Source organism: Mesorhizobium loti, from assembly GCF_003148495.1.
Classification (GTDB): Bacteria; Pseudomonadota; Alphaproteobacteria; order Rhizobiales; family Rhizobiaceae; genus Mesorhizobium; species Mesorhizobium loti.
Genome location: NZ_QGGH01000004.1, coordinates 314,470 through 337,053 on the forward strand (window position 1 = coordinate 314,470; position 22,584 = coordinate 337,053).

Here is a 22,584-nt window from a genome sequence, read left to right on the forward strand (position 1 = left end):
GTTCATTCCTTCCAGAAATTTTCAGAGCATATGGAGTGCGAGGGTCCGTGGCGGTGGCCCAGTGTAAAGTGGCGCCCCAGTAACTGGCGAAGGTAGCGTGCCGCCCGCTTTATAGCGGGCGGCCGCAATCTACATCAAGCAGACAAAGACCGATTGGTTGCGACTGCGCCAGTTCGGGTGAACTCTACATCCGGCTTGGAGAACGACGCCATGATAGCGTCGCGGTTCAATGGAGCGCGTTTCCTGTCAGCGGCGGTGAGCGCAGCCTTGAGTTCGTCGGCGGTCAACTCAGTGCAATAGGCAGGAGTGCCCGGCTGCAGTCGCCAGGACTCTTCGAGAGTGCCCGCATCCACCGTATCGAAGCCGGTGACGCTGACGAGATCGGAGACAAGTGCTTTGGCTGCGGCGTCGTCACCCGAGATCGGGATCGCAATGCGACCTGGAACACCGGCCTCCAAGCCGGCCTCGGCTAAGGTTAGCGAGAGCAAGGCGTTCCAAGCCTTAACAAGGGGACGTCCGACTTGCGCGCTGGCCCAAACGGTCTCCGGCTTGCCGCTATCCACCTCGGAGATTTTGGTGTCACGGGCTGGATAGTAGTTGGATGTGTCTACCACGATTGCACCAGCAGGGGCGCCGGCAAGAACCGTTGCCAGGTCTGGGTTCTTGGCAAAGGGCACTGAGAGGATGACCACATCGGCATCTAGCACTGCCGCCTCTCTCTCAACGGCCTGGATGCCGGTGCCAGCAACTGTGTCCGCCAGACTTTCGGGGCCACGCGAGTTGGCCAGTTTCACCTGGTGGCCGGCGGCGTCCAGCTTCTTTGCGACCAGCGAGCCGATGTTGCCGGCCCCAATGATTCCGATTTTCATTTCATATCCTTTGGTTTTCAAATTTTGGCAGGGTGAGCGAAGTGATGAAGAGTGTCTCGCAGCGCCATGATCTCGTCCTCGGACATTTGACAGGCACTCTTTATCTTGCCGGAGATGCTCCAAACCGCGTCCTGGATGCTGCGAGCGGCAGGCGTGAGATCGACAAGGACCCGGCGTTCGTCCTCAGGATCGCGCATTCGCGTCACCATCCCGCAGGTCTCGAGCCGCTTGAGCAATGGCGTGATCGTGCCGGTGTCCATGCCCAAAGCGTTTCCAAGATCACCGACGGTCCGAGGCGCGGACGTATAGAGCTCCAGCATCACAAGATACTGGGGAAAGGTCAGGCTCAGCGGATCGAGGAACGGCTTGTGCATGCGTGCCATCCGACCCGCCGCCCCGTAGAGGGCGAACGAGATTTGCATCCGAACCTGTTGTGATGGGCTTTTTTTAGGTGCCATACCGTAACCTAAAGAGACAAATTAGAGTTCACTGGTGAGCTAGTATCTAGCGCGCTAGATAATTATCCTTCTGGAGAATTGCAACCTCCCAGGTTCGACGCTGCTATGGCAGCTTCTCGCCAAGTCGAGCAGGTCCCGTTCCGAGGGCGGGCCAGCCGCGTCGGAGCCGTTTCCTACTTCAAGCCCAAACGGCGGGAATCAGGCGCAAAACGGCCAACGCGATGCCGCAGTCGAATGTCTGCTTTCAGGTAACGGCCAGCAACGTCGTTGCGGCAAAGATGGAGGTCGAATCCGGTCATTCCGAGTGACTGGGTTTTGATCTCAGCGCCAGCGGTCTTCCGCCTCAAAGGAAAACACACCGCTCGGCTTGGTCGCGGCACCCTTCGCATCGCCGAAATCCGGCACCCGGTATTCGGCGAGTAACCGTAGCCGCGACAGCGGCAGGTCGGTGCGGCGGGGATCGCCGACCAGCACTTCGATGCCGGCTGCCAGGCAGCGATCGAGGAACGGGATGACGCGCAGAGCGACCTCGCGGCCGTAGAACACGTCCCCTGCAAGCACGAGGTCGACGGCCGGCGGACGACCCGTGGTGATGTCCTTGTCGACAATGATGATCTCGACGCCGTTGGCTGCGGCATTGAGGCCGATCGCGGCTACGCCGTTGCGGTCGATCTCGGCGGCGATTACTTCGCGTGCCCCAGCTTTCGCGGCGGCGATGCCGACAAGGCCGGAACCGGCACCGAGGTCGAGCACGCGGCGACCCGCCACGGTCATCGGATGGTCGAGGACATAGCGCGCGAGCACGGCGCCGCCGGCCCATATATAGGCCCAGTAGGGCGGTTGTGGCTCCGGCACGTCTTCCGCATCGTCTTCGGGCTCGACGAGCCGCCTCAATCCGCTGCCGGGGTGAGCCGTGTAAAACTGGATTTCTGGGAGCGCAGGCACAGGGACAAGGCGCATGTTCGCCTTGATGAACGTCGCCGGGTCGAGGCGCGAGCACCGATCCGGTGCGTCGTTGTCGGCAAGATCGTCATCCACTATTCGCGCAGCGCTCGCCGCAGGATCTTGCCGACCGGTGTCTTCGGCAGTTCGGTGCGGAATTCGATGTATTTGGGCCGCTTGTAGCCAGTCAGGTTCTCGCGGCAAAAAGCGGTGAGCGCCTCTGCGGTGAGCGCGGGATCCTTCTTGACGACGAACAGTTTCGGCACCTCGCCCGAATGCTCATCCGGCACGCCGATCGCCGCCACTTCGAGCACGCCCGGATGCATCGCCACGACTTCCTCGAGTTCGTTCGGATAGACGTTGAAGCCCGAGACCAGGATCATGTCCTTCTTGCGGTCGACGATCTTGGTGTAGCCGCGCTCGTCCATGAAGCCCATGTCGCCGGATTTGAAGTAGCCGTCCTTGGTCATCACCTTGGCGGTCTCATCAGGCCGGTTCCAGTAGCCCGCCATCACTTGCGGTCCCCGGATGCAGATTTCGCCGACCTCGCCGAGTGGCAGGTTGTTGCCGTCATCGTCGCGGATGGCGATCTCCGTCGAGGGCAGCGGCAGGCCGATCGTGCCGGTGAAGTCGCCGGCGCTGAATTTGTTGGCGGTGGCCACCGGCGAGGTTTCCGAGAGGCCATAGCCTTCGGTGACCGGACAGCCGGTCAGCGCCTTCCAACGTTCGGCGACGCCTCTCTGCACTGCCATGCCGCCGCCCAGCGTCAGCACCAGCGGCTTGAAGTCGAGCTTGCGGAAATCCTCATTGTTGAGCAACGCGTTGAACAGCGTGTTGAGGCCCGGAAAGATGTGTACCGGATATTTCTGCAGTTCCTTGACGAAGCCGGGAATGTCGCGCGGGTTGGGAATGAGCACATTGCGGGCGCCCTGCTGCATGCCCATCAGCGCGTTCACCGTCAGCGCGAAGATATGATAGAGCGGCAGTGCGCAGATGAAGTTGGGGTGCGCCGGTTTCGGCTTGATCGTATAGGCGTCCTCCATCCACTGCGCGTTCTGCACGACATTGGCGAGCACGTTGCTGTGCAGCAGCGTGGCACCCTTCGAGACGCCCGTGGTGCCGCCTGTGTATTGCAGGAAGGCGACATCGTCGGCTGCCACCTTGGCCGGCTTGAAAGTCGCGCCGGCGCCGGCCTTCAAGGCCGCGTTGAACTTGACATGGCCGGGCAGAAACCAGGCCGGCACCATCTTCTTCACGCGGCGCACGACGAAATTGACGATGGTGCCTTTCAGGCCGCCGAGCATGTCGCCCATCGCGGCGACCACCACATGCTTGACCGCCGTCCTGGCGATCACCGCCTGCAAGGTATTGGCAAAGTTCTCCAGGATGACGATGGCTTGCGCACCGGAGTCCTTCAGCTGATGTTCGAGCTCGCGCGGCGTGTAGAGCGGATTGATGTTCACCACGACATAGCCGGCGCGCAAGACGGCCATCATGGCTACCGGATATTGCAGCACATTCGGCATCATCAGCGCGACGCGCGCACCGTTCTGAAGGCCTTTCGATTGCAGGTAGGCGCCGAAGGCCGCCGACAGCCGCTCGACATCGGTGTAGCTGATGGACTTGTCCATGCAGGTAAAGGCTGGTTGCGCGGAAAATTGCTTGCAGGCGCCAACCAGGAAATCGCCGATCGAGCTGTAGGGCAAGGGACCAATTTCGGCCGCCACGTTTTTCGGATAGCTCTTGAGCCACGGCTTTTCCGGCAGTCCCGCGGCCAGCGCCGTCAGTGCTTTCGGCAATCGCTTCGCGGCAGCCTCGGCAGGCTTGGCTGCCGGTGGAGCCTTTGTCGCCGCTACCGCCTTCGCCGCCGGCTTGACGGCGGCGGGCTTTGCCGCGGACGCTGTCTTTCCGGCAGCAGTCTTGGCCGGGGCTTTGGCCGCCGGCTTTGCGCTTGCCTTTGCTGGCACGCTGGCCGCCTTCAGCTTGGTCGCGGCAGCTTCGGCAACTGGCGCTTTCGGCTTGACCTTGCCGGCTGCCTTTGGAGCCGCCTTGGCCCCCGCTTTCGCCGGCGCCGTCGTCCTTGATGCTTTTGCCACCCGTTACCTCCCTCGACAATTCTTGTTCGTCTGCGTTGCGCTCGCCCCTGAATTGACAGAGACGTCCTCCGCTGCTGCCGCTATATCATCTATGTATTGCCTCCATTGGTGACCGTGCAAGTCTTGCCCTTGCGGCAAGGCGGCGAAAGATTTGCCGTCCAAAATCTTTCCAGCGGTCGACACTCTCCCCTGTGTCCCGGCCTGTGTCCCGGTGCATCCTCGGCTGCTCGGAAGAGCGCGCGGCATCGATATCGTCAAATCGGCGATCAATAAAAAAATGCGGTCGTTAATAATAGCGTGAATGGAAAAAACTGCTAATTTTTTCTGCCATTTAGCAAAATCGCGGATTTTTTTCCTGCTTCCCGCGGGGTAAGCAAACGGGGTGTTCCAAAGCCGGAAAAACGGTGCTTATATGCGCGCTTCGCGAGCCTGATAGAGGGGCTTGGAAGAACATCAGGGAGTGCTCAATGAAGAAGAAACTGACTTTTGCAGCCGCGTTGCTGGCTGCAAGCGTCCTGGGCGGCGTGGCCAACGCGAAAACTCTGGTCTATTGCGCGGAAGCTTCGCCTGAGGGTTTCGACCCGGCGCCGTATACCGCAGGCCAGACGTTCGACGCGTCGTCGCGCACCGTCTTCAACCGCCTTGTCGAATTCGATCACGGCAAAACAACGACCTCGCCGGGCCTGGCTGAAAGCTGGACGATCTCCGACGATGGCAAGGAATACGTCTTCAAGCTGCGCAAGGGCGTCAAGTTCGCCGCCACCGACTATTTCACCCCGACGCGCGACTTCAACGCCGACGACGTGGTGTTCTCTTTCGAGCGTCAGGTCGACAAGGCTGGCCCGTGGTTCCAGTACATCCCGGGCATTGCCTACCAGTATTACAATGACCAGTTCGGCGACAACATCACCAAGGTCGAGAAGGTCGATGACCTGACGGTGAAGTTCACCCTCAAGGAGCCGGCAATCACCTTCATTCCGACGCTGGGCATGGACTTCGCCTCGGTCGTCTCCAAGGAATATGCCGACAAGCTGCAGGCGGACAAGACACCTGAACTCTTCAACCAGAAGCCGATCGGCACCGGCCCGTTCATCTTCGTCGACTACCAGACCGACGCGGCCATCCGCTACAAGGCCAACCCGGACTATTGGGGCGGCAAGCAGAAGATCGACGATCTGGTCTTCGCCATCACCACCGATCCGGCGGTGCGTTCGCAGAAACTCAAGGCTGGCGAATGCAACATCATGTCATACCCGGCACCGGCCGACATCGCCGGCCTGCAGGCTGAAGCCAGCCTGAAGGTCGACGAGCAGGAAGGCCTCAATGTCGGTGCGCTGATGTACAACACCCAGCAGAAGCCGTTCGACGACGTGCGCGTCCGCAAGGCGCTCAACATGGCCATCAACAAGAAGGCCATCATCGACGCCGTCTTCCAGGGTGCCGGCCAGGTGGCGGTTAATCCGATCCCGCCGACCATGTGGTCCTACAACAAGGAAGTGAAGGACGATCCGTACGATCCGGATGCATCCAAGAAGCTGCTTGAAGAAGCCGGCGTCAAGGACCTCAAGATGAACGTCTGGGCCATGCCGGTGTCGCGCCCGTACATGCCGAACGCGCGCCGCACCGCCGAACTGATCCAGTCGGACTTCGCCAAGGTCGGCGTCACCGTCAACATCGTCAGCTACGATTGGGGTGAATACCTCAAGCGCGCTTCCGCGGTCGATCACGATGGCGCCGTCATCGTCGGCTGGACCGGCGACAATGGCGATCCGGACAACTTCCTCGGCGTGCTCCTGAGCTGCGCTTCCGTCGGTTCGAACAACCGCGCGGAATGGTGCAACAAGGACTTCGACGCGCTCATCAACAAGGCCAAGACCGTTTCGGATCAGGCCGAGCGCACCAAGCTCTATGAACAGGCACAGGTCATCTTCAAGGAACAGGCACCCTGGGCGACGCTCGCTCACTCCAAGGTGTTCATGCCGATGCAGAAGACCGTCACCGGCTTTGCGATGGATCCGCTCGGTATCCATCGCTTCGACGGCGTCGATATCGCCGAATAAGGTTGCGAAACGGGGGCGTCGCCATGTGGTGACGCCCCCACTCGCCCGCCATGCTGCGCTATATCCTCGGCAAGCTCGCCCTCATCATCCCGACCTTCATCGGGATAACCATCCTCGCCTTTGGCTTCGTGCGCATCCTGCCCGGTGATCCGGTGCTGGTGCTTGCGGGCGAACGCGGCCTGTCGCCCGAACGTCACACGGCGCTGATGCACCAGTTCGGTTTCGACCTGCCGATATGGCAACAATACCTGACCTATCTGACGAACATCCTCAGCGGTGATTTCGGCACCTCGTTTTCCACCAAGACGCCGGTGCTCAAGGACTTCCTGGTGCGCTTCCCGGCAACGGTCGAGCTCGCCATCTTTGCCATGATCTTTGCCGTCCTCCTGGGTGTCGCCGCCGGCATCTTCGCCGCCATTCGCCGCGGCTCCTGGTTCGATCAGCTGACCATGGGCACGGCGCTGGCAGGCTATTCCATGCCGATCTTCTGGTGGGGTCTGCTGCTGATCATCGTGTTCTCCGGCACGCTGCACTGGACACCGGTTTCCGGCCGCATCGACCTTCTCTACTTCTTCAAGCCGGTGACAGGCTTCATGACCATCGATTCCCTGATCTCCGGACAGAAGGGCGCCTTCCGTTCGGCACTGTCACACCTTGTTCTTCCAACCATCGTGCTCGGCACCATCCCGCTCGCGGTCATCGCCAGGCAGACGCGGTCGGCCATGCTCGAAGTGCTTGGCGAAGACTATGTGCGCACCGCGCGCGCCAAGGGCCTGACCCCGTTCCGGGTGGTCGGCCTGCATGCCTTCCGCAACGCGCTGATCCCGGTCGTCACCACCATCGGCCTCCAGGTCGGCACGCTTTTGACCGGCGCCATCCTGACCGAGAGCATCTTCTCCTGGCCCGGCATCGGCAAATGGATGATCGACGCCATTTCCAAGCGCGACTATTTCACCGTGCAGGGCGGGTTGCTTTTGATTGCGCTGATCGTCATGTCGGTGAACCTGATCGTCGACGTGCTCTACGCCGTCATCAACCCACGTATCCGGGCCAACTGACATGAGCAACGAAGGCCCAGCCACCATCGAAGCCGCGACCGTCGTCAAGCAGCAGGACGCAAGGCTGCAGATGTTCGGCGAGTTCTGGCACTACTTCTCCGTCAACAAGGGCGCGGTGATCGGGCTCTTCGTCTTTGCGCTGCTGATCCTGATCGCCATCTTCGCGCCGTTGCTGGCACCGCATTCGCCGGACGATCAGTTCCGCGACTTCTTCCTGACGCCGCCGGCCTGGCAGGAGGGCGGCAACGCGCAGTTCCTGCTCGGCACCGACGCCGTCGGTCGCGATATGCTGTCGCGGCTGATCTACGGCTCGCGTTTCTCGCTCGCCATCGGCTTCGTCGTCGTCACCACCGCGCTGATCTCCGGCGTCATCCTCGGCCTGCTCGCCGGCTACTGCCGCGGCTGGGTCGACACGCTGATCATGCGCATCATGGACATCATCCTGGCCTTCCCGTCGCTGCTGCTGGCCCTGGTGCTGGTGGCGGTGCTTGGCCCCGGCCTCGTCAACGCCATGATCGCCATCGCCTTCGTGCTGCAGCCGCATTTCGCCCGGCTCACCCGCGCCGCCGTAATGGCCGAGAAGACCCGCGAATACGTCGTCTCCGCCAAGGTCGCCGGCGCCAGCCATCTCAGGCTGATGCTGGTCACCATCCTGCCCAACTGCATCGCGCCGCTGATCGTGCAGGCGACGCTGTCCTTCTCCAACGCCATTCTCGAGGCGGCCGCCCTTGGCTTCCTCGGCATGGGCGCACAGCCTCCGACGCCGGAATGGGGCACCATGCTGGCCGAGGCGCGCGAGTTCATCCTGCGCGCCTGGTGGGTCGTGACCTTCCCCGGCCTCGCCATCCTGATCACCGTCTTCGCCATCAATTTGATCGGCGACGGCCTGCGCGACGCGCTCGACCCCAAGCTGAAGAGGTCGTGAGAATGCCTCTGCTCGAGATCAAGAACCTCACCGTCTCCTTCGACACCGCGGCCGGACCGTTCATGGCCGTGCAGGGCATCGACCTGTCGATCGAGCCGCGCGAAGTGCTGGCGATCGTCGGCGAGTCCGGTTCCGGCAAGTCGGTGGCGATGCTGGCGGTGATGGGCCTGTTGCCCAACACGGCAACGGTCAAGGCCGACCGCATGGCCTTTGACGGCATCGATCTGCTGAAGCTCAGCCCGTCCGAACGCCGCAAGATCGTCGGCAAGGACATCTCGATGATCTTCCAGGAGCCGGTCGCTAGCCTCAACCCGTGCTTCAACGTCGGCTTCCAGATCGAGGAGGTGTTGCGCTTCCACATGGGCATGGACCGCGCCCAGCGCCGGGCGCGGGCCATCGAATTGATGAAGCTGGTCGGCATCGCCGATCCGGAAGAACGCTTGAGTTCGTTTCCGCACCAGATGTCGGGCGGCCAGTGCCAGCGCGTCATGATCGCCATCGCCATCGCCTGCAATCCGAAACTGCTGATTGCCGACGAGCCGACGACGGCGCTCGACGTCACCATCCAGAAGCAGATCCTCGATCTCCTGGTTTCGCTGCAGGCCAAATACGGCATGGGCCTGATCATGATCACCCACAATATGGGCGTGGTGGCCGAGACCGCCGATCGCGTCATCGTCCAGTACAAGGGCCGCAAGATGGAAGAGGCCGACGTGCTGTCGCTGTTTGAATCGCCGAAGAGCAACTACACCCGTGCGCTGTTGTCGGCGCTGCCAGAGAACGCCGTCGGCGATCGTCTGCCGACCGTGTCCGACATGATGTTCGAGCCGGCCCCTTCGGCTGCTGGAGCCGCCTCATGAGCACCACGGTTCTCGAAGGCAAGAACATCGTCCGCGACTATCACATCGGCGGCGGCCTGTTCACCGGACCGCGCACCGTGCATGCGGTCAAGGGCGTCTCCTTCAAGGTGGACAAGGGCAAGACGCTGGCCATCGTCGGCGAAAGCGGCTGCGGCAAGTCCACACTTGCCCGCATCATCACGCTGATCGATCCGGCGACGGCGGGCGACCTGTTCATTGACGGCAACAAGGTCGACATCGTCAGGAATCCCTTGACGAAGGAGATGCGCCGCAAGGTGCAGATCGTCTTCCAGAATCCCTATGGGTCGCTCAATCCGCGCCAGAAGATCGGCGACGTGCTGGGCGAGCCGCTTTTGATCAACACCGACAAGTCGGCCGCCGAGCGGCGTGACCTGGCGATGAAGATGCTGAAGAAGGTCGGCCTCGGCCACGAGCACTACAACCGCTATCCGCACATGTTCTCTGGCGGCCAGCGCCAGCGCATCGCCATTGCCCGCGCGCTGATGCTCAACCCGAGCCTGCTGGTGCTGGACGAGCCGGTCTCGGCGCTCGATCTTTCGGTGCAGGCGCAGGTGCTGAACCTGCTCGCCGACCTGCAGGACGAATTCCAGCTGACCTATGTCTTCATCAGCCACGATTTGTCCGTGGTGCGCTACATCGCCGACGACGTGATGGTGATGTATTTCGGCGAAGCGGTCGAATACGGCTCGCGCGACGAGGTCTTTGCCGACCCCAAGCACAGCTACACCAGGACGCTGTTCGCCGCGACGCCGCGTGCCGACGTCGCCTCGATCAAGGCCAGACTGGCGAAGAAGAAGGCGGCTTAACGTCTCTTCGTCATCCTAGGGCGGAGCTCCGCGAAGCGTCGTTTCACGACAACTTCGCGATGATGGCGCGCAGCGCTGCGCCGAAGCGCCGGACTTCCTCAACCGTGTTGTAGTGGACCAGCGAGGCGCGGATGGCGCCGCTGTCCATCGAGAGGTTGAGACGCTTCATCAGCCGTGGCGCGTACATGTGGCCGTCGCGGATGCCGATCTGCATCTCGGCCATTTCCTCGACGATCCGCTGCGGCGAGAGCTTGCCGATGTTGAAGCAGAAGGTCGGCACGCGCTCGGTGATGCGGGCCTCGTCGGCAACGCCATAGATGGTCGCGCCGCAGTCCTTGAGCACGCCAAGCATCTCGCGCGCCAGCACCAACTCATAGTCGCGGATGGCGCCCATGCCGGCGACGATGTTGTCGCGCCGCGAGCGGTTGTTGGAGGGTGCCAGGTTGCGGCCGATCAGTTCCAGATACTGCACGGCGGCATCCATGCCTGAAACGTTCTCGTAGATGAAGGTGCCGGCCTCGACCTTGTAGGGCGGCTCGTCGGGGATGAAATCCTCGCGGAAGGTAGGCAGCCGCTTCAGTGTTTCGAAACGGCCCCACAGGAAGCCCATATGCGGCGAGAAATTCTTGTAGCCGGAGCAGACGAGATAGTCGCAGTCCCAGGCCTGCACGTCGATCAGCCCGTGCGGCCCGTAGTGCACACAGTCGAGGAACACTTCGGCGCCGGCCGCGTGCGCGATACCAGCCACGGAAGCGACATCGACGATCGAGCCGATCGAATGCGCCGTCACCGTGCAGGCGACGAGACGGGTGCGGTCGGAAACCAGCGGGCGCAGATCGTCGACATGCAGATTGCCGTCCTCGCGCATGCGCCACCATTTGAACTTTGCGCCGGCGGACTCCAGCGCCAGCCATGTCGCGATGTTGGCGTCGTGGTCCATGTCGGTGACGACGATCTCGTCGCGCTCTTGCAGCATCTGGCCGATGCCGAGGCTGACCAGGCGAATGAACGAGGTGGCGTTCATGCCGAAGCAGATTTCCGCCGGGCTGTAGGCATTGATCAGCAGCGCGACGCTTGTCCGAGCATCGGCAACCGACTGGTCGACGGTGACGCTGCGGCCATAACGGCCGCCACGCTGCACATTGTGCGAAACCAGATGATTGGTAACCGCGTCGAGCACGCTTTGCGGGATCTGTGCGCCGGCGGCATTGTCCAAAAAGATGAAGTCGCCGGCCCGCTGCAAGGCTGGAAACATGGCGCGGATGGTGTCGACGGGGAACGCGCCGGAGGCGCTGTTCGCGTTGTCGGTTTGATGCTTGTTCACGGGCAGGCTCCTGCGAAGGACTTGGGCGGGGTGGATCAGTTGGCGAGGTCAGCGCTTCTTTTCGGTCTTGAAGCGCTCTTCAAGCAGGCTGACGAGGCGGACCATCGGCCAGAGGAAGATGAGATAGACAAGCGCGGCGCCGATCAACGGCGAGGGATTGGCGTAGAGCGACTGCGCGTTGGTCGCTTCCTTCAAGAGTTCCGGCAGCGCCACGGTCGAGGCGAGCGAGGTGTCCTTGAACATCGAGACGCAGTTGCTGGTCATCGGCGGGATGACCACGCGGATCGCTTGCGGCAGCACCACCTTGCGCAGGGTCAGCAGGAAGGGCAGGCCAAGCGCCTGCGACGCCTCGAACTGGCCACGCGGAATGCTTTCGATGCCGGAGCGGAACACTTCGGCCGAGTAGGCCGACATGATGAAGGCGAAGGCAGTCACGGCGGAGGCCCAGGACGACAGGCGTATGCCGAGGAAGGGCAGCGCATAGTAGATCAGGATCAGCACGACCAGCACCGGCAGGGCGCGGAAGATGTCGGTATAGCCGACCGCCAGCCACCGCAGCGGCTTCGGTGCATAGAGTCGCACCAGGCTGATCGCCAGGCCGATGGGGATGCCGATGCCGATGCTCAAAATGCCGAGCAGCAGCGTGTTCAGGAAGCCGCGCAGCAGCGCCGGCAGGCTGGATATGATGACATCGGGGTTGAAGAAGGTATCCAGCAGCGACATGGGAGCGTTCCCGAACCCGAGAGCAAGGATGCTCAGGTTAAAACCAATCGACCTCGCCAGCGGCGAGACGGTCTGCGCGGAAGCCGGCGCTGGAGCATGAAATAAATCGTGCCGGCCTGGAAAGCCGGCACGATGTCAGCGCAGCTTTCAGCTCAGGCCTTCGGCAGCGGCATTTCCTTCATGGTCGAAGAGTCGGCAGGCGCGTCGCTGCCGAACCACTTCTTATGGATGGCGGCCAGCGTGCCGTCCTTCTTCATCGCGCTCAGCGCGTCGTTCAGCTTGCCGAGCAGCGGGTGGTCCTTGGTCATCATCAGGCCGTATTGTTCGCCGGTCTTGATGCGTTCCTTGACGACCAGATCCTTCATCTTGGTGAAGGAATACTCCATGCCCGGAATGTCGCTGACGGCGGCATCGACGCGGCCGGCGCTGAGGTCGAGCAGCAGGTTCTGCTGCGTGTCATAACCCTTCACGTCGCTGAAGCCGTCGGCTTCCTGATGCGCCTTGACCCAGGTCTCGCCGGTCGAGCCGGACAGCACGCCGACGATCTTGCCCTTGAGGTCGGCTTCGGCCTTGATCGGGCTGTCGGTCTTGGTGGCGATGCCCATGTCGGAATCATAATAGGGCTGCGTGAACGACTGCGACTTCAGCCGCTCCGCCGTGATGGTGATCGACGAGATGGCGACATCGATGCGCTTCGACGTGGTGGCGGCGAACAGCGCCTGGAAGCCGAGATCGGCGATGTCGGTGGTCATGCCGATGCGCTTGGCTGCTTCGTTGACGATGTCGACTTCGAAGCCCTCGAAGGTGCCGCTCTCGTTCTTGTATTCGAACGGCGGATTGGTCGGGTACGCGCCGACATTGAGCACGTCCGCGGCATAGGCGGTGGCGGGGCCGGCGGCGATGCCGATGGCGGCGGCGAGAAGTAGCAGTTTGCGGCGAGTGAAGCTCATTTGTGTTCCCTCTGTTGTTGATCGGGCGGGTTGCTCCCGCACGGTTTTTTGCCGCCCCGCTTCAGGCAGGGCGTCAATTCATGGCAGCGACCATGCGGTCGAGCGCGGTAGCTATGTCCTTGCGTTCACGGCACACGCACATGCGCAGGAAGGCCGTTGCCGAACTTCCGAAGAGATGGCCGGGCGCCAGGCCGACGCGCGCCGTCTCAAGGATTTTGGCGCAGGCAAGACGTGCGTCGCTTTCGCCTTCCATGGCAAAGAAGGCATACATGCCGCCGCGCGGTTTCGCAGGCAGGATGATGCCTGGAATCTCCGCCAGCCGGTCATAGGCAAGGTCGAGGCCGGTCCGGATACGTTGCCGGATCTCTTCGACCAGCGGCTCGCCCTGGCGGATGGCTGCAACCGCACCAGCCTGGATGGGGGCAGCGGTGCCGCTGTTGATATATTGTGTCATGGCGCCGAGCTGGTCGGCCACCCCTGATGGATGCGTCAGCCAGCCGATGCGCCAGCCGGTCATCGCCCAGGCTTTGGAGAAGCTGTTGACCGACAGCACCCGGTCCCCGTCCTCGGTGATCTGCAGGATGGAGGGGGCAACGTCGCCGTCGAAATAGAGCCGGCCATAGACCTCGTCGGAGATGATCCAGATGCCGGTGCGCCGGCTGAAATCGAGCAGCGCCTGCATCTCCTCGCGCGATGCGGTCCAGCCGGTCGGGTTGGATGGCGTCGACAGGAAGATCGCCCGCGTGCGGGCGTCGCAGGTGGCGAACAGCCGGTCGAAATCCAGATGCCAGTCGCCCCTGAAATCGAGCGAAAACGGCCGTGGCTCACCGCCGATCAAATGGATGGCGTTGTGGATGTTGGGCCATTGCGGCGCGACATAGACGACGTTGCTGCCGGTATCGACCAGCAGTTCCAGCGCCAGGTACAGCGCCTGCATGCCGCCAGGCGTGACGATGGTGCGCGCGATCGGGATCGGCCGGCCATGGATGCGCGTCTGGTACTCCGACAGCGCCTCGTTCAACGGGGCGTGGCCGCGCATGTTGGGAACGTAGAAGGTCAGGCCGTCATCGAAGGCGGCCTTGGCGGCGTCGCGGATGAAAGCCGGCGTCACCATGTCGCCTTCGCCGTACCACAGCGCGATCACATCGCCCAGTTCACGCGCCCGCACGGCAAGGTTGGCGATGTTTTCTGTGTGAAGATCGCGAATCTGGGCGCGCACGCCGTCAAAGGCATAGCGCGCGCTGGACGATGACTGGGGCAGTACGAACGACAAGGACTGAAACCCCTCCCACCCGGAGCACAACGATGGACTGGCCGGGAAGCCGGTCCGGTACGGCCGTCGCCATCGATCCTGGAATGCTTATCCAAAGTGCGGCACTTTTCAAGGCGAAAGTTTTAAGCTTAAAAAGTTTGACCGTCCTGTTGCCGTGCCGATACGCCTTTTTGCGCCAGCTGCGCCCGTCTCATGCCAATTCGTCGCGTGTGGCGGCACAGTTGGCCGCAGCGCCGGCGCCGAGAAACATGGTGTCGCTGGCCAGGATGAAGAAGCTGGCGCCGATGGCTGCCCATTGCCCGACAGGTTGTGGGCTGGCGCAAAATATGCCGGCGGCCTTGCCGTGCGCGATCGTCGCGCCGACGATCGTCCGGATCGCCGCATTGAGCCTGTCTACGCCTTGCGGTCCCAGCGCATCGATCGACACCGAAAGATCGCCGGGGCCGACGAAGATCACGTCGATGCCGTCGACGGCCGCGATCGCTTCGATGTTGGCCAGCCCTTCTGATGTCTCGACCTGGATCGCGACGACGATCCTGTCATTGGCGCCGGCCAGATATTCCGGAATGCGATAGCCATAGCCGGCGGCCCGGCCGGGACCGACACCGCGCTCCCCTTTTGGCGGATAGCGCGAGGCTTTGACGGCCATCGCGGCCTGGGGGGCGGTCGATATGCGCGGCACCAGCACGCCTTGGGCGCCGCTATCCAAGGCCGCCTGGATGGCCTCCGGCGCATGGCCGGGAACACGCACCATGGCCGGCACGCGATGCACGTCGGCCGCGCGCACCATGGTCTCGATCATGTCGCGCGAGATCTGGGCATGTTCCCAGTCGATGCAGAGGAAATCGAGACCGGACTGCGCCATCACTTCGACCGCGACGGGATGGGGAATGGCTGCAAAGGAGCCGACAAGGTTCGTCTTGCCGATGCATTTCTGGCGGAACTCGCTCATGCCGATCCCCTTTTTCGTCCTGCCCAAATCCATATCCGCAAACCATCGCCAGGCGAAGCTATTTCATGCTTGAAATATTTTTGCGGAGCCGTAGCGTGCGATCTTCGCCGGGAGGTCGCAACATGAACAAACCACACCCCTTGCACGGCCCGAACAGACTGAAGCTCGGCGTCTTTTCGACCAATGCCGATGGCGGCCTTGCCATCACCGACGTTCCGGAACGCTGGACAGCGAGCTGGCAGGACAATCTGACCGCGGCGCAGATCGCCGATCGGGCAGGGCTGGAGTTCATGCTGCCGATCGCGCGCTGGCGCGGCTTTGGCGGCCGCAACAAGGTGCGCGAATGGTCGTTCGAGACCTTCACCTGGGCGGCAGCACTTGCCATGGCCACCGAGCAGATCGGCCTGTTCATGACCGTGCATGTGCCGCTGGTGCATCCGCTCTACGCAGCCAAGGCGCTGGCGACGGTCGACCACATCAGCCAGGGCCGCGCCGGCCTCAACATCGTCTGCGGCTGGAACCCGAAGGAATTCGGCATGTTCGGCACGCCCCTGGTCGAGAAGGGCTACGACCAGGCAGCGGAATGGATCGAAATCCTCGAAAAGCTTTATGCCTCGCCCGAGCCGCTCGACTATGAGGGCACCTACTATCGCCTCAAGGAAGCCGTCAGCCGGCCGGCTAGCCTGCAGGTTCCGCGCCCCGTGACAATGAACGCTGCTTTCGGCGGGCCGGGTCGCGATTTCGCCGCCGCCAGATGCGATTATCTGTTCACGACCTTTTCCGAGATGAGCGATGCCGGCAAGCACGTCGCCGACATCAGCGAGCGCGCCGACAAGGCAGGCCGCGACGTCGGCGTCTACACGGTGGCGCATGTCGTCTGCCGTCCGACGATGGAGGAGGCGCAGGCCTATTACACGCGCTACGCCGTTGATATGGCCGACCACGATGCGGTCGATGCGCATATGGCAGGCAAGAAGGAATTCTCGCAATCGCACGACCCGCATGCCTATGACCGCTATCGGCAACGTTTCGCCGGCGGCGCCGGCACCTACCCGCTGGTTGGAACCCCGGAAACGATCGCCGCCGACATGGCCGCCATTGCCGGGCACGGCTATCAAGGCATCGCGCTGTCCTTCGTCAACTACACGCAGGAACTGCCCTATTTCTGCGATCACGTGCTGCCGATTTTGCGGAAGGCGGGACTGCGCGAATAATTTATTCCTGGGACAATCGATAGTTTATTCCGGGATGACGGCGGTAGCTTGGATCTCCACCTTGGCCCGGTCCTCGACCAGCGCCACCACCTGCATGGCGGCCATCGCCGGAAAGTGCCGGCCGATCACCTCGCGATAGGCCTCGCCGATGCCCCTGAGGTTGGCGAGGTATTCGGCCTTGTCGGTGAAATACCAGGTCATCGAGGTGATGTGCTGCGGCCCCGCACCGGCCTCGGCCAGCACCGCGACGATGTTCTCGAGCGTCTGCCGCACCTGGCCGACAAAATCGTCGGTCTCGAACTGGCATTGTCCGTTCCAGCCGACCTGTCCGCCTACGAAGACGAGCTGCCCGCGTGCCGCGACGCCATTGGCGTAGCCGACAGGTTTTGCCCAGCCTTCCGGCTGCAGAATCGTATGCATTCAAAACCTCCCGGTATTCCAAAAACCAAGTCTCAAAATCGCCGTCAATTTCTCGCCGTCAGGCCGCGCCCAGCACTTGTCGCGCAATCACCACTTTCTGGACGTCGGAGGCACCCTCATAGATGCGCAGCGCGCGGATCTCGCGATACAGGCTTTCGACGATATGGCCTTTGCGGACACCGTCGCCGCCATGCAGCTGCACGGCCTTGTCGATCACCTCTTGCGCCTTGTCGGTGGCAAACAGCTTGGCCATCGCCGCCTCGCGGGTGACGCGGGGCGCACCCATGTCCTTGGCCCAGGCGGCGCGGTAGACCAGAAGCGCCGCCGCGTCGACGTCGAGTGCCATGTCGGCGATATGCCCCTGCACCATCTGCAGCTCCGCCATCGGCGCGCCGAACAGTTTGCGCTCGGCCACCCGTTTGATGCTCTCGTCCAGCGCGCGGCGGGCAAAGCCAAGTGCCGCCGCGCCGACAGTCGAGCGGAACACATCGAGCACCGACATGGCGATGCGGAAGCCGTCGCCTGGTTTGCCGATCAGTGCCGAGGCTGGCAGGCGGACCTGGTCGAAAGACAGCCGCGCCAGCGGATGCGGCGCGATCACTTCGAGCCGCTCGGCGATGCCGAGGCCCTTGGTGTTATCAGGCACGAGGAAGGCCGAGAGCCCCTTGGCGCCGGGCGCCTCACCGGTGCGGGCAAAGACGACATAGAGATCGGCGATGCCGCCATTGGAGATCCACGTCTTCTCGCCGGACAGGACATAGCTATCGCCGTCGCGGATCGCCGTCATTTCGGTGTTGGCGACGTCCGATCCCGAGCGCGGTTCCGACAGGGCGAAGGCTGATATCGCCTTGCCGGCGCGCGTCTTTGCCAGCCATTGCTGCTGCGGCGGCGTGCCGAACAGGCTGAGCGCACCGGTGCCGAGCCCCTGCATGGCGAAGGCAAAATCGGCCAGCCCGTCATGGCGGGCAAGCGTCTCGCGTGTGATGCACAGGGTGCGGACGTCGAGTGGTCCCGGATTGTCCGTGTCGAGCGCCGTCGGCTTCAACCAGCCATCCCGGCCAAGCTTGCCCACCAGCTCGCGGCAGGCGGCATCGACATCATGATGATCGACCGGCAGGTTTTTCGCGCACCATGCCTCCAGCTGCTCGGCGAGCTGGCGATGGCGATCCTCGAAAAACGGCCAGTTGAGAAAACTCTTGTCAGCCATCAATTGCCCTCGAACACCGGCTTTTCCTTGGCCACGAACGCCTTGTAGGCGCGCTCGAAGTCGCGCGTCTGCATGCAGATCGCCTGCGCCTGCGCTTCCGCTTCGATCGCCTGGTCGAGACCCATCGACCATTCCTGGTTGAGCTGCGTCTTGGTGATGCCATGGGCGAAGGTCGGGCCGGAGACGATGCGCGCGGCCATGTCGAGCGCATCGGCCTCCAGCGATGCGGCATCGACCAGCCTGTTGTAGAACCCCCAGCGCTCGCCTTCTGCCGCCGTCATGGTACGGCCGGTGTAGAGCAGTTCGGCGGCGCGGCCCTGGCCGATGATGCGCGGCAGGATCGCGCAGGCGCCCATGTCGCAACCGGCGAGACCGACTCGGGTGAACAGGAATGCGGTCTTTGCTTCCGGCGTGGCGATCCGGATATCGGAGCTCATGGCAATGATGGCGCCGGCGCCGACCGCGACGCCATCGACCGCCGCAATAATCGGCTTGCCGCAATTCAGCATCGCCTTGACGAAATCGCCGGTCATGCGGGTGAAGGCGAGAAGCTGCTTCATGTCCATCTTGACCAGCGGGCCGATGATGTCGTGGACATCGCCGCCAGAGCAGAAATTGCCACCATTGGAGAGAAACACCACGGCGTCGACGTCGTCGGCATAGACGAGGTCGCGGAACGTGTCGCGCAGCTCGGCATAGCTATCGAAGGTCAGCGGGTTCTTGCGTTCCGGCCGGTCGAGCCGGACCTTTGCGATCCTGCCTTCGACCTCCCACAGGAAATGCTTCGGCTTGCGCCCGACCATCGCGATCATTCGCGTCCCTCCCAGTTGCTGCGGAACGAGGTCAGCATGCCGGTCAGCCGGCGCGCGTCGTCCTCGCTGACCTTGCCCAGCAATTCACCGATCCAGCCTTCATGCGCCGCGGCGATGGTGGCAAAGGCCTGCGTGCCTTCCTCGGTCAGCCGCACCATCGAGGTGCGGCGATCGCCATTGCGCCGCGCGCGGGCGACAAGTCCTTCCGAAACCAGCCGGTCGACGATGCCGGTGACATTGCCGTTGGACACCAGCAGGAATCGCGACAGGTCGCTCATCAGCATGCCTTCCGGCACCCGATAAAGGGCTGCCATCACATCGAAGCGCGGCAGCGTCGTGTTGAAGTCCTTCTTCAGGCGCTCGCGCAGCTCGGCCTCGATCGTACGCGAGGCACGCAGCAGCCTGATCCACAGCCTCAAGCGGTCCTTGCCGGGTCCCGACGGCGCGGGCAGGGGGCCGGCTACCATGTTTCGCCTCCTGAGATGGAAATCGCCTGTCCGGTGATCGATTGGGCGGCGTCGCCACACAGCCACAGCACGGCTGCGGCAACCTCTTGCGGCTGGATGAATCGGCCTTGCGGATTGGTCGAGGCAAGGCTCGACCGTGCCTGCTCGACCGAGCGGCCGGTCTTCTCGATGATGCGCTGGATGGACTCTTCCAGCATTTCGGTTTCGACAAAGCCCGGGCATACGGCGTTGACGGTGACGCCCGATTTGACCGTTTCGGCGGCAAGAGCCCGCATCAGGCCAACGACGCCATGCTTGGCGGCGACGTAAGGCGCGACATAGGCGTAGCCTTTCAGCCCTGCCGTCGAAGCGATGAAGACGATCCGCCCCGTCTTGCGAACGGCCATGCCGGCCAACGCCGGCTTAACCGTCAGGAAAGCTCCGGTCAAATTGACGTCGAGTATCCGCTGCCAGTCGGCAAGGGTGGTCTTGTGCGCCGGCGTGCTGCCGGCCATGCCGGCATTGGCGACGACGATGTCGAATGGCCCGCGCGCGGCTTGCGCCCTCTCGTAAAGCGATGCCATCGCCGCCTCATCGGTGACGTCCGCGGCGATGCCGAAAATGCCTTTGCTTTCGCCGGCCACCTTGGCGAGCTCCGCTTCCCGGCGGCCGCAGATGGTCACGTCGATGCCGGCACCGGCCAGCGCCAGCGCGATGGCCCGGCCGACGCCGGAGCCGCCACCGGTGACCAGCGCATGCTTGCCGGGAATCGTCGTGGCGGCCGTCATACTTTCAGCCCCGCCGCGGCGTCGCGCTCGGCCAGCCGGTAGAGCTGGTCGCGTCCGGGCAGATAGGGATCCGGCCATTTGACACCACGGTCGCCGAGCGTCACCGCCGCATGCAGCGTCCAGTAGGGGTCGGCGAGATGCGGCCGTGCCAGCGCCACCAGATCGGCGCGGCCGGCCATCAGGATCGAATTGACATGGTCCGGCTCGTAGATGTTGCCGACCGCCATCGTCGCCATGCCGACCTCGTTGCGGATGCGATCGGAAAACGGCGTCTGGAACATGCGGCCATAGACCGGCTTTGCCAATGCCGAGGTCTGGCCGGCCGAGACGTCGCAGATATCGACACCTGCCTCGTGCAGCAGCCGTGCGATCTCGACCGCATCGGCCGGCGTTACACCTTCGATGCCGACCCAGTCATTGGCCGAAATGCGCATCGAGATCGGCTTCTCCGCCGGCCAGGCGGCGCGCACCGCACGGAAGATTTCCAGGGGATAGCGCATGCGGTTTTCCAGCGAACCGCCATAGGCATCGGTGCGCCGGTTGGTGACCGGCGTGATGAAGGACGACAGCAGATAGCCGTGCGCGGCGTGGATCTCGAGCATGTCGAAGCCGCAACGATCTGCCATCTCGGCCGAAGCCACGAATTCGTCGCGCACCTTGTCCATGTCGGTACGGTTCATCGCCTTCGGCACCTGATTCTGCGTCGACCACGCGACGGCCGAGGCTGCCATGACCGGCCAGTTGCCTGAGACCAACGGCACGTCGGTGCCCTCCCAGCCGAGCCGGGTCGAACCCTTGGCGCCGGAATGGCCGATCTGGGCGCAGATCTTCGCCTCCGTCTCGGTGTGGACGAAGTCGACCAGCCGCTTCCACGCCACCGCATGTTCGGGCGCATAGAAGCCGGGGCAGCCAGGCGTGATCCGCCCTTCGGGGCTGACGCAGGTCATCTCGATATAGAGGAGCCCGGCGCCCCCCTTGGCGCGCTCGGCATAATGGGTGAAATGCCAGTCGGTCGGGCAGCCGTCGACGGCCTTGTACTGCGCCATCGGCGAGACGACGACGCGGTTCTGCAGCCTCATGTCGCGCAGCTTGAATGGCGCGAACATCGGCGCGCGGCGCAGGCTGTTGCCGCCGGCGCCCGCCTGGCGCTGGAACCATTCTTCCGCCCCGCCCAGCCATTCGGCGTCGCGCAATCGCAAATTCTCGTGGCTGATGCGCTGCGAGCGGGTCAAAAGCGAATAGTTGAACTGCACCGGATCGAGGCCGAGGTAGCGCTCGACCTCCTCGAACCATTCGAGCGAATTGCGCGCCGCCGATTGCAGCTTCAGCACCTCGGTGCGGCGGGCATCCTCATATCTACGGAATGCGGCGTCGAGGTCGGGTTCGGACTCAACATACTCGGCCAGCGCCACCGCACTTTCCAGCGCCAGCTTGGTGCCGGAGCCGATCGAGAAATGCGCCGATGCCGCCGCATCGCCCATCAGCGCAAGGTTCTTGTAGGACCAGCGCTCGCACAGCACGCGCGGGAAATTGATCCAGGCCGAGCCACGGATGTGGTTGGCATTGGTCATCAGCGCGTGGCCGCCGAGATGTTTTTCGAAGATACGCTCGCAGACGGCGATCGATTCCTGCTGCGACATCGCGCCGAAGCCGAAAGCAGCCCAGGTCTGTTCGCTGCACTCGACGATGAACGTCGCGGTGTCGCTGTCGAACTGGTAGGCGTGCGCCCACACCCAGCCATGCTCGGTCTTCTCGAAGATGAAGGTGAAGGCGTCGTCGAACTTCTGGTTGGTGCCTAGCCAGACGAACTTGCATTTGCGGGTGTCGATGTCGGGCTTGAAGACGTCGACGAAAGTGTTGCGCGCCCTGGAGTTCAGGCCGTCGGCGGCGACGACCAGATCGTGCGTCTCCATATAGGGTTTGGGATCGGCGATGTCGGTCTCGAACATCAGCTTGACGCCGAGTTCTCGCGCGCGGCGCTGCAGCAGGACCAGCAGCCGCTTGCGGCCGATGCCGCAGAAACCGTGTCCTGATGAGACCGTGCGCACGCCGTCATGGATGACGGCGATGTCGTCCCAGTAGGCAAAGTGCTTCTTGATCCAGACGGCACTGACCGGATCGTTTTTCGACAGATTGTCGAGCGTCTCGGCCGACAGCACGACGCCCCAGCCGAACGTGTCATCGGCGCGGTTGCGCTCGAACACCGTCACATCGTGCGCGGCGTCCCTGAGTTTCATCGAAATGGCAAAGTAGAGGCCGGCTGGTCCGCCGCCGAGAACCGCAACCTTCATGTCTGCGATCTCCTCTTCGCTTGCTGGTTTCGAGTATCGCGCCGGAGGTGAATTATTTCAAGCTTAAAGTTTCATATCGAAATGATTCA

At 63.0% G+C, this 22,584-nt stretch carries 21 protein-coding genes; 6 read left to right on the plus strand and 15 right to left on the minus strand.

What is annotated here, in order from left to right; all coding sequences use genetic code 11:
• Positions 1–134 precede the first annotated feature (134 nt).
• The 4 genes from C8D77_RS18380 to C8D77_RS18395 form a co-directional block, all read right to left on the minus strand.
• Entirely contained in the window at positions 135–869 is a 735-nt protein-coding gene (locus tag C8D77_RS18380) for an NADPH-dependent F420 reductase (RefSeq protein ID WP_109666168.1), read from the minus strand.
• A gap of 17 nt (positions 870–886) precedes the next feature.
• The gene (locus C8D77_RS18385; RefSeq protein ID WP_245468922.1) at positions 887–1,243 is read right to left on the minus strand and encodes a MarR family winged helix-turn-helix transcriptional regulator; all 357 of its coding nucleotides are present in this window, start codon (positions 1,241–1,243) and stop codon (positions 887–889) included.
• A 405-nt stretch (positions 1,244–1,648) separates the two neighbouring features.
• Positions 1,649–2,365 (minus strand): class I SAM-dependent methyltransferase, encoded by a 717-nt coding sequence (locus tag C8D77_RS18390; protein WP_245468921.1) that lies wholly within the window; start codon positions 2,363–2,365, stop codon positions 1,649–1,651.
• Positions 2,365–4,365 carry a long-chain fatty acid--CoA ligase gene (locus tag C8D77_RS18395; RefSeq protein ID WP_109666173.1) on the minus strand — a complete coding sequence of 667 codons (2,001 nt, stop codon included), beginning with the start codon at positions 4,363–4,365 and terminating at the stop codon, positions 2,365–2,367. Before C8D77_RS18395 ends, C8D77_RS18390 begins: the two co-directional genes overlap by 1 nt.
• Positions 4,366–4,832: 467 nt before the next feature.
• Between C8D77_RS18395 and C8D77_RS18400 the strand changes: the two genes are divergently transcribed.
• From C8D77_RS18400 to C8D77_RS18420, 5 genes are all read left to right on the plus strand, one after another.
• Positions 4,833–6,425: an ABC transporter substrate-binding protein gene (locus tag C8D77_RS18400; RefSeq protein WP_109666176.1), complete on the plus strand. Its 1,593-nt coding sequence runs from the start codon at positions 4,833–4,835 to the stop codon at positions 6,423–6,425.
• A gap of 50 nt (positions 6,426–6,475) precedes the next feature.
• The gene (locus C8D77_RS18405; protein WP_109666178.1) at positions 6,476–7,483 is read left to right on the plus strand and encodes an ABC transporter permease subunit; all 1,008 of its coding nucleotides are present in this window, start codon (positions 6,476–6,478) and stop codon (positions 7,481–7,483) included.
• A 70-nt stretch (positions 7,484–7,553) separates the two neighbouring features.
• A complete protein-coding gene (locus tag C8D77_RS18410; RefSeq protein ID WP_244482870.1) occupies positions 7,554–8,408 on the plus strand; it encodes an ABC transporter permease subunit in 855 nt (284 codons plus the stop codon).
• Between the two features lie 2 nt (positions 8,409–8,410).
• Complete coding sequence (locus C8D77_RS18415) at positions 8,411–9,268, plus strand: ABC transporter ATP-binding protein (protein WP_109666181.1); 858 nt, start codon at positions 8,411–8,413, stop codon at positions 9,266–9,268.
• Positions 9,265–10,095, plus strand: coding sequence for a dipeptide ABC transporter ATP-binding protein (locus C8D77_RS18420; protein ID WP_109666183.1), 831 nt, complete (start codon positions 9,265–9,267; stop codon positions 10,093–10,095). Before C8D77_RS18415 ends, C8D77_RS18420 begins: the two co-directional genes overlap by 4 nt.
• 43 nt (positions 10,096–10,138) lie before the next feature.
• Here C8D77_RS18420 and C8D77_RS18425 read toward each other — a convergent pair whose 3' ends face one another.
• From C8D77_RS18425 to C8D77_RS18445, 5 genes are all read right to left on the minus strand, one after another.
• On the minus strand, positions 10,139–11,419 hold the full coding sequence (locus C8D77_RS18425) for a cysteine desulfurase-like protein (RefSeq protein ID WP_109666185.1): 1,281 nt from the start codon (positions 11,417–11,419) through the stop codon (positions 10,139–10,141).
• Positions 11,420–11,467: 48 nt separating this feature from the next.
• Entirely contained in the window at positions 11,468–12,142 is a 675-nt protein-coding gene (locus C8D77_RS18430) for an amino acid ABC transporter permease (RefSeq protein ID WP_109666187.1), read from the minus strand.
• A gap of 152 nt (positions 12,143–12,294) precedes the next feature.
• On the minus strand, positions 12,295–13,092 hold the full coding sequence (locus tag C8D77_RS18435) for an ABC transporter substrate-binding protein (protein WP_109666189.1): 798 nt from the start codon (positions 13,090–13,092) through the stop codon (positions 12,295–12,297).
• Between the two features lie 73 nt (positions 13,093–13,165).
• Complete coding sequence (locus C8D77_RS18440; RefSeq protein ID WP_170136765.1) at positions 13,166–14,365, minus strand: pyridoxal phosphate-dependent aminotransferase; 1,200 nt, start codon at positions 14,363–14,365, stop codon at positions 13,166–13,168.
• 190 nt (positions 14,366–14,555) lie between these two features.
• On the minus strand, positions 14,556–15,317 hold the full coding sequence (locus C8D77_RS18445) for an HpcH/HpaI aldolase family protein (protein WP_109666751.1): 762 nt from the start codon (positions 15,315–15,317) through the stop codon (positions 14,556–14,558).
• A 122-nt stretch (positions 15,318–15,439) separates the two neighbouring features.
• Between C8D77_RS18445 and C8D77_RS18450 the strand changes: the two genes are divergently transcribed.
• Positions 15,440–16,531: an LLM class flavin-dependent oxidoreductase gene (locus C8D77_RS18450; protein ID WP_109666194.1), complete on the plus strand. Its 1,092-nt coding sequence runs from the start codon at positions 15,440–15,442 to the stop codon at positions 16,529–16,531.
• 24 nt (positions 16,532–16,555) lie between these two features.
• On the opposite strand, the gene C8D77_RS18455 is transcribed toward C8D77_RS18450, so the two are convergent.
• The 6 genes from C8D77_RS18455 to C8D77_RS18480 are packed head-to-tail and all read right to left on the minus strand — an operon-like array spanning position 16,556 to position 22,495.
• Positions 16,556–16,951, minus strand: coding sequence for a RidA family protein (locus C8D77_RS18455; protein ID WP_109666196.1), 396 nt, complete (start codon positions 16,949–16,951; stop codon positions 16,556–16,558).
• Positions 16,952–17,009: 58 nt separating this feature from the next.
• Positions 17,010–18,158: an acyl-CoA dehydrogenase family protein gene (locus C8D77_RS18460; protein ID WP_109666198.1), complete on the minus strand. Its 1,149-nt coding sequence runs from the start codon at positions 18,156–18,158 to the stop codon at positions 17,010–17,012.
• Positions 18,158–18,970, minus strand: coding sequence for an enoyl-CoA hydratase family protein (locus tag C8D77_RS18465; RefSeq protein WP_109666200.1), 813 nt, complete (start codon positions 18,968–18,970; stop codon positions 18,158–18,160). Before C8D77_RS18465 ends, C8D77_RS18460 begins: the two co-directional genes overlap by 1 nt.
• On the minus strand, positions 18,967–19,437 hold the full coding sequence (locus tag C8D77_RS18470; protein WP_109666203.1) for a MarR family winged helix-turn-helix transcriptional regulator: 471 nt from the start codon (positions 19,435–19,437) through the stop codon (positions 18,967–18,969). The genes C8D77_RS18465 and C8D77_RS18470 overlap by 4 nt, the downstream gene beginning before the upstream one ends.
• A complete protein-coding gene (locus tag C8D77_RS18475; RefSeq protein ID WP_109666206.1) occupies positions 19,431–20,204 on the minus strand; it encodes an SDR family NAD(P)-dependent oxidoreductase in 774 nt (257 codons plus the stop codon). Before C8D77_RS18475 ends, C8D77_RS18470 begins: the two co-directional genes overlap by 7 nt.
• The gene (locus C8D77_RS18480) at positions 20,201–22,495 is read right to left on the minus strand and encodes a bifunctional salicylyl-CoA 5-hydroxylase/oxidoreductase (protein ID WP_109666208.1); all 2,295 of its coding nucleotides are present in this window, start codon (positions 22,493–22,495) and stop codon (positions 20,201–20,203) included. The genes C8D77_RS18475 and C8D77_RS18480 overlap by 4 nt, the downstream gene beginning before the upstream one ends.
• Positions 22,496–22,584: the final 89 nt, after the last annotated feature.

Bases quoted from the DNA above. Each gene is read 5' to 3' on its own strand.
- C8D77_RS18475 (WP_109666206.1), bottom strand. From the start codon at position 20,204: ATGACGGCCGCCACGACGATTCCCGGCAAGCATGCGCTGGTCACCGGT.
- C8D77_RS18460 (WP_109666198.1), bottom strand. From the start codon at position 18,158: ATGGCTGACAAGAGTTTTCTCAACTGGCCGTTTTTCGAGGATCGCCAT.
- C8D77_RS18470 (WP_109666203.1), bottom strand. From the start codon at position 19,437: ATGGTAGCCGGCCCCCTGCCCGCGCCGTCGGGACCCGGCAAGGACCGC.
- C8D77_RS18405 (WP_109666178.1), top strand. From the start codon at position 6,476: ATGCTGCGCTATATCCTCGGCAAGCTCGCCCTCATCATCCCGACCTTC.
- C8D77_RS18435 (WP_109666189.1), bottom strand. From the start codon at position 13,092: ATGAGCTTCACTCGCCGCAAACTGCTACTTCTCGCCGCCGCCATCGGC.
- C8D77_RS18385 (WP_245468922.1), bottom strand. From the start codon at position 1,243: ATGCACAAGCCGTTCCTCGATCCGCTGAGCCTGACCTTTCCCCAGTAT.
- C8D77_RS18415 (WP_109666181.1), top strand. From the start codon at position 8,411: ATGCCTCTGCTCGAGATCAAGAACCTCACCGTCTCCTTCGACACCGCG.
- C8D77_RS18445 (WP_109666751.1), bottom strand. From the start codon at position 15,317: ATGAGCGAGTTCCGCCAGAAATGCATCGGCAAGACGAACCTTGTCGGC.
- C8D77_RS18480 (WP_109666208.1), bottom strand. From the start codon at position 22,495: ATGAAGGTTGCGGTTCTCGGCGGCGGACCAGCCGGCCTCTACTTTGCC.
- C8D77_RS18450 (WP_109666194.1), top strand. From the start codon at position 15,440: ATGAACAAACCACACCCCTTGCACGGCCCGAACAGACTGAAGCTCGGC.
- C8D77_RS18400 (WP_109666176.1), top strand. From the start codon at position 4,833: ATGAAGAAGAAACTGACTTTTGCAGCCGCGTTGCTGGCTGCAAGCGTC.
- C8D77_RS18410 (WP_244482870.1), top strand. From the start codon at position 7,554: ATGTTCGGCGAGTTCTGGCACTACTTCTCCGTCAACAAGGGCGCGGTG.
- C8D77_RS18420 (WP_109666183.1), top strand. From the start codon at position 9,265: ATGAGCACCACGGTTCTCGAAGGCAAGAACATCGTCCGCGACTATCAC.
- C8D77_RS18455 (WP_109666196.1), bottom strand. From the start codon at position 16,951: ATGCATACGATTCTGCAGCCGGAAGGCTGGGCAAAACCTGTCGGCTAC.
- C8D77_RS18465 (WP_109666200.1), bottom strand. From the start codon at position 18,970: ATGATCGCGATGGTCGGGCGCAAGCCGAAGCATTTCCTGTGGGAGGTC.
- C8D77_RS18430 (WP_109666187.1), bottom strand. From the start codon at position 12,142: ATGTCGCTGCTGGATACCTTCTTCAACCCCGATGTCATCATATCCAGC.
- C8D77_RS18380 (WP_109666168.1), bottom strand. From the start codon at position 869: ATGAAAATCGGAATCATTGGGGCCGGCAACATCGGCTCGCTGGTCGCA.